General features: G+C 35.1%; 7 protein-coding genes. All 7 read right to left on the bottom strand.

Features of this window, described 5'->3' with window-relative positions; genetic code table 11:
• Nucleotides 1-44: 44 nt before the first annotated feature.
• Nucleotides 45-362, bottom strand: coding sequence for a PDDEXK family nuclease (locus DWV06_RS12505; protein WP_115482535.1), 318 nt, complete (start codon nucleotides 360-362; stop codon nucleotides 45-47).
• A gap of 135 nt (nucleotides 363-497) precedes the next feature.
• A complete protein-coding gene (locus tag DWV06_RS12500) occupies nucleotides 498-836 on the bottom strand; it encodes a hypothetical protein (protein WP_115482534.1) in 339 nt (112 codons plus the stop codon).
• A gap of 1 nt (nucleotide 837) precedes the next feature.
• Nucleotides 838-1,635 (bottom strand): PD-(D/E)XK nuclease-like domain-containing protein, encoded by a 798-nt coding sequence (locus DWV06_RS12495; RefSeq protein ID WP_115482533.1) that lies wholly within the window; start codon nucleotides 1,633-1,635, stop codon nucleotides 838-840.
• Nucleotides 1,619-2,254: a hypothetical protein gene (locus tag DWV06_RS12490; protein ID WP_193726022.1), complete on the bottom strand. Its 636-nt coding sequence runs from the start codon at nucleotides 2,252-2,254 to the stop codon at nucleotides 1,619-1,621. Before DWV06_RS12490 ends, DWV06_RS12495 begins: the two co-directional genes overlap by 17 nt.
• Nucleotides 2,244-2,405 (bottom strand): hypothetical protein, encoded by a 162-nt coding sequence (locus tag DWV06_RS18405; protein WP_155522634.1) that lies wholly within the window; start codon nucleotides 2,403-2,405, stop codon nucleotides 2,244-2,246. Before DWV06_RS18405 ends, DWV06_RS12490 begins: the two co-directional genes overlap by 11 nt.
• 11 nt (nucleotides 2,406-2,416) lie before the next feature.
• Complete coding sequence (locus DWV06_RS12485) at nucleotides 2,417-3,847, bottom strand: hypothetical protein (RefSeq protein ID WP_115482532.1); 1,431 nt, start codon at nucleotides 3,845-3,847, stop codon at nucleotides 2,417-2,419.
• A gap of 26 nt (nucleotides 3,848-3,873) precedes the next feature.
• The coding region (locus tag DWV06_RS12480) for a DUF4832 domain-containing protein (protein WP_115482531.1) at nucleotides 3,874-4,888 on the bottom strand (1,015 nt) is incomplete at its 5' end.

Raw genomic sequence — 4,888 nt, 5'->3', positions numbered from 1 at the left:
TGTGACAGCGTTCTCTCTGCCTTCTGGTATGTAATCTAAAATATTCAACTTAACTCACTCCCTTTGTATATTTTCATCCAATCATCAAGTGTCATTGTTACCAACCATTCACAGCGGTCTTTCCTGTGAAATACTGTCGGCATATCTCCGTTCTTGGCATCTGCTTTCGCTTGTGCTATCGCATCATATATATTAAGTCTCTCGACTCTCTTACATTCAATGTGGATATTGGGAAGTCCTATAACGTCTGCATCACCGTTTGAACCGCAATACTGTTGTCCTCTCCTGCAATCATATCCATGTTCTTTTAGCTTGGAAGAAAGTTCTCTTTCTCCCCTTGCTCCTTTTTGCTTACTATTCATCAAATCACCATTTTCAAGGTTGGGAAGGGTGGCTAGTCCCTCCCCTACAATTACATCATGGCATAAATTAAATACTGTGATATATTATAATTAGCATGATAGTTTCTTTAGGTGTTTCAACCATTAAATCCTAGTTTAACTATATTTTTTATATTTCAAATTCTCTAACTTCCATCCTGGATAAAAGCCTTTTAAATATTCTTCAATTATCCCTAACATTTCACTTCTTAAACTCTCGCAACCATTATCTAAGTTATGGTGATGATATTGGCAAATCAGCACTCCGTTTTCTTCAATACCTAGTCCACCTTGTGATTTATTTATGTAATGCGCAATCGATAGAATCTGTTGCTGAAATGAATCTATTTTGTCCATGCGATAGCCAATTTTACAAAATATGCAACACTCGTCACGATCAGCAATTTTATTCATGGTGGCTTTTGAAAATTGAAGAGCTTTAGTTCTCCTATTCATCTCAAACTTCCCCTAACAATTCACTAAAATGGATTGGTTTTTCCAATACTTTAATGTGTTTGCAGTAATCACATAAACCGCAACCAATAGAATCCACATCACCATTTTTAAGAGCAACTATTTTAGGTGTGTTCTGTTCTACTTCAATAAGTTTTTCTTTTAGGTGTTCGTCTGGAATCCAAATCAATTCAATGTCCGGTTCTTTCTCTTTAGAAGCTGCAGCTATAAAAAAAGGTAATCTCTTTCCGGTATTTCGATATACAACTTCTTGGTATACTGCTCCTTGAATGTCATAACCCCAATACTGTATAAAATCCATATATCCAAAATCCTTAACGTATTCCGCTTTATGTAGTTCTCTCATAATCTTTAGATCAACAATTGCTTTTCCTTCTAAGTAACTATCTATCTTTATTTTCCATTTTGAACCAAACATTTCAGCTTCCATAATCACCTGTTTCTTACCGCTCATAAATTGCATAAATAACTTATCACGTTCAATTCGGTTTATAATTGTTTCTGCGTGCTTATAATCTGCTTTAAGAGAACCTTGTTTAGTGAAAATTTCAGGATTCTGTGCTTTAAATAAATCAAGTGTTCCTTCAAAATGAGCATCTACATAGGAACCAACTAATAACGCGGTGGTCTTCTCTATTTCCCAATCTCCATTGATTTTTGCCAAGGCCTTAGACTCACAGCCTAATTTCCCGAGACTTCCAATAAAATCCTTATACTGAGAAACACCTAAATATTCTTTACTTGCTTCTCGACTAAAGTAATTTTCATTCGTTAATATCATTTTTAACCTCACTTTCTGCAAAAACATCCGGTGCTTGTGGCAATGGTGCTTTTTGAATATCTTCAACTTCACCTTCTACAGATACGCCCATTAATGCATTTGGAATATGTACTCTTGCAAAAAATGCAGATGCTCTGTAAGCTAACATTAACTCAGGCATTGTCTTCCATTTACTACCTGCTTTATTTACCCAGTCTTCTGCTTTTGCCATTGCCATAGTGACCTCAGCACCTCGTACAACCTCATTATTTTCAATTCTTACAGCTTCAAGATAACATCCCCAAGTATCAGTACCTTTTTCACCGGTATAGACGTGGTGAACATTTTTAAATTTTCCGCTACCTTCCACTAATGCAGTGCAGGCTTGTCCACTCCACGAAGGCTTTCCTCTTACTACGTAAAGGTTTTGCATAACCATCATCGGACTAATTCCCATACGATTTGCCATGTCAACTGCAATTGTGCAATCCATTGGTTTGCCTTGATATGCTTGAGGCACTAAAGAAGAAGTTGCAAACATTTTACCTATATCGTATATCTCTTTAAAATTTTCTAATGTAGAAAATACACCTGTACTTAGTTCATGTTTTTGTTCTTGCATTACAATTTCATTTTCCATTATTTATTACCTCCGAAATTTCACGTTTATGTTTTTCTAAAATATTAAGTATGTAACTTACAACGTTTGGATCATCTTCTTTGCATTTTATGCTTTCTAGCATAATGCGGTTATCTTTTATGAAAAAAATAGCTTTATCAACTTTTGACACCTCAACCCCTCCTATAGTTCAACAACTGTCAAATCTTCATCGTCCGTGGTTCTTGTTGCTATAAATTGCAATCCTTTTGACTTGCATTTTTTATATAATTGCTGTCTTAAACCGGTTGCTAATTTTTCAACTCCGTCAATAAGGATAATGCTCAATCCGTTAGGCTTTTGGATTGCTACATCAATACACAAGTCAAGCTTTTCACCCTCAGAAAGATTAGAAACTGGCAACCCATTTATTAATGGAATTCCATTTTCTACAGTCAACCCTTTTATTGGGATGCTGCAATTTGTTAAAATTTCACCAGGTAATTCCCTAGCTTTTTCAATTCTTCTTGTGAATTCGCTTGACTGCTCTTGCATTTCTTCGACTTCAACTTGAAGGTTGACCATTCTCTTATACTCATTGACGTGTGACTTCATTTCTTCTATTTGTCTGGCTTTATTATTTAGCTCTGTAGTGTCCTTAAGTTCTTTCCCTACATATTGTCCATACTCTTCTACTTCGGCTTCAAATTTAGCTATATTGGCAAGGTAAGTCTGTTCTGCGATTTCAAGCTTGTCCTTTTTTTGAGAATCAAGCATATCTCGTTCTTGCTCTAAGCTTTTAATCTGTGCTTGTAACTTCTGAATATCAGAATTAATTTGTGTTTTTCTTGTACTGGACTCTCTTTCAATAGCTGCTTTCTCAATTTCTCTATCAGCTTCAAATTTACGAACCTTGTTATTTTTGTTTTCAATCACAGCTAAAGCTTTTTCGATTGTTTGATTTTCTTTTTGTATCCGCTCAATTTCTCGATATATATCCCCAACATTGGAATTTTCCCAAGTTTCAACTTGATAACCTACAGGAATTGATTCCCCAATCTCTTCAATGAATGCGGTTTTGTTACGGATATCCCTATTTACATCCTGTCTTCTCTTGTAGTACTCACCATTTTCTGATTGAATATCGTTAAGAATGGCTAGAATGTTCTGCTCGTAATTTACCCAGTCAGGAATTTCTCCGAACCATTCTTTGATTTTCCCTAAATCCCAATCGTACTCAATCATATCCAAGATAATAGCATTTTGCTGTTTCTTATCCATTTCCATAAATTCAACCGGATTAAGCTGCAGTGTTGTAAAAATATCTTTTAAAAATTTTTCTGGACTTCCCACTTCCATGCCATTTTGCTTAATTGACTTGTAGTCAGCTTTATTTGTTCTAGCCTTTCGGTCAATTACTAATCCGTTATCAGTTTCAACAAGAATTTCGCCTTCTGTTTCTCCGTTTCTTACTATGTAATCTCTATCGCTCTTATTTGTAAGCGCATATCGTATGGCATCTATAACAGATGTTTTCCCGGTTCCATTCTTGCCAGATAGTTCAATCGATTTACCGTCTGCTTCATATTCTTTTATTCCAAATAAATTCTTGATTTTAATTTTTACTATATTCATTGTTTTATCCTTTTCCTTTCAACTCTTTATGAAATCTCTTTAGCCACTGATCCAGTTATTGCATCAGCGTCAAGTTTAAGATGTTCGATTACATTATTCACAAAAATACGTTCCGGCTGCTCTGATACAATATTCAAGTTGATTTGATACTGTCTTTTAACTGCTTCTTCCTCTACAATATCTGCAATCATTTCTCCATCTGAATCCATTTCTAATGATTCAACAACATTCATGTAGCCAAGTAAGACCTCTTTTGTATCAGGTGTTATTTTCATTTTAATTTCATGTTTTCCGGCTTCTAAGCCACTAACAAACCAAGCGAAATACATGTGATTATCTGGTTTAATGGTTGATAAATCCCAGTTGGTTTTTGACTCTTTAACTAATGCTCCATTTTTATAAATGTTAATTATTGGGTTGTCTGTGCCTGTATACTGGCTGTCTCCGAAGTTTCGAATTCTAACTCCGATTTTGTACTTGGCAGCCAATAACACTGTCTCTTGAAAATCGACCAATGTAACATCTAAATCACATTTATTTAAAGCAGCCACTCCCTGCATGCGCATTTTAGGTATATCGTTGTACATAATGAAATCTCCTAATACCAACCAACCGTCTGCACGTTGGGTTTCATTTGCAAACATTAATTTTTTACCATTTAATAACGGATTTTCTACGTATAATCCAAGTGAGTATTTTCCGTCTTGTAAATCTAAGTTTGGTAGCGCCCCAGAAAATTCATATTCCTTACCATCTGGTTTTATGGTCCTTAAATCCCAATCTGTCAAATATGTTTTAACTTCGCTTGTTTTATCTAAAATACCTATTTTTACTTTCCAGTCATAATAAAATGGTGCCAAACCTATATTTTTAATTTTTACAATTAAATTTAGACTTCCTTTTGATGCTCTCGCTATGGTGTCAAACGTTGTTTCTGTGATAGTGAAGTCATATCCAAGCATCTGCGAAGCTTTAATGGCTTCTTCTCTTTCCTCATTGGTTTCAAATCCTCCAAAACCGCCTACCAACATCCAAGATGGA

The organism is Anaerosacchariphilus polymeriproducens (genome assembly GCF_003363435.1).
Classification (GTDB): domain Bacteria; phylum Bacillota; class Clostridia; order Lachnospirales; family Lachnospiraceae; genus Anaerosacchariphilus; species Anaerosacchariphilus polymeriproducens.
Note: the sequence above shows the minus strand (reverse complement) of the source record. Positions and strands in the feature narration are given on the sequence as shown.

Coding starts and splice junctions, on each gene's coding strand:
- DWV06_RS12505 (WP_115482535.1), bottom strand. CDS start 362: ATGAATAGTAAGCAAAAAGGAGCAAGGGGAGAAAGAGAACTTTCTTCC.
- DWV06_RS12500 (WP_115482534.1), bottom strand. CDS start 836: ATGAATAGGAGAACTAAAGCTCTTCAATTTTCAAAAGCCACCATGAAT.
- DWV06_RS12495 (WP_115482533.1), bottom strand. CDS start 1,635: ATGATATTAACGAATGAAAATTACTTTAGTCGAGAAGCAAGTAAAGAA.
- DWV06_RS12490 (WP_193726022.1), bottom strand. CDS start 2,254: ATGGAAAATGAAATTGTAATGCAAGAACAAAAACATGAACTAAGTACA.
- DWV06_RS12485 (WP_115482532.1), bottom strand. CDS start 3,847: ATGAATATAGTAAAAATTAAAATCAAGAATTTATTTGGAATAAAAGAA.